Origin of the sequence: Streptomyces recifensis (assembly GCF_002154615.1) — a bacterium.
Lineage (GTDB): Bacteria > Actinomycetota > Actinomycetes > Streptomycetales > Streptomycetaceae > Streptomyces > Streptomyces griseoluteus.
This window is the reverse complement of sequence record NZ_MUNH01000917.1, coordinates 1-628: the sequence shown is the minus strand read 5'-3', so window position 1 is coordinate 628 and position 628 is coordinate 1. Positions and strand designations below refer to the sequence as shown.

Genomic DNA, 628 nt, shown 5'->3' with positions numbered 1-628 from the left:
AGGCCCTCGGCGCCCTCGCCCGCCATGTCGTGGAACGCCTCGGCGCGACCCTCGTCGCGCTGACCGGCTCGGCCGGCAAGACCAGCACCAAGGACCTGATCGCCCAGGTGCTCGGCGGCAAGGCGCCGACCGTGTTCACGCCCGGCTCGCTCAACAACGAGATCGGGCTGCCGCTGACCGCCCTGTCCGCCACCGAGGAGACGAAGTTCCTCGTGCTGGAGATGGGCGCCCGCGGCATCGGACACATCCGCTACCTGGCCGGACTCACCCCGCCGAAGGTCGGGTTGGTGCTCAACGTGGGCAGCGCCCACATCGGCGAGTTCGGCGGCCGTGAGCAGATCGCCCAGGCCAAGGGCGAGTTGGTGGAGAGCCTGCCCTCGGCGGCGGACGGCGGCGCGGCGATCCTCAACGCCGACGACCCGCTGGTGCGCGCGATGGCCTCGCGTACCAAGGCGAAGGTGGTCCTTTTCGGAGAGTCGGCCGAAGCGGACGTACGCGCCGAGAACGTACGACTCACGGACAGCGGACAGCCCTCCTTCAGGCTTCACACACCCTCCGGTGCAAGCGATGTGACCATGCGCCTGTACGGTGAGCATCACGTGTCGAACGCGCTCGCCGCGGCCGCCGT

General features: G+C 70.1%; 1 protein-coding gene. It reads left to right on the top strand.

Features of this window, described 5'->3' with window-relative positions; genetic code table 11:
* Positions 1-628: UDP-N-acetylmuramoyl-tripeptide--D-alanyl-D-alanine ligase (locus CCN33_RS30810; protein WP_140394790.1), on the top strand; the 628-nt coding region annotated here is incomplete at both ends.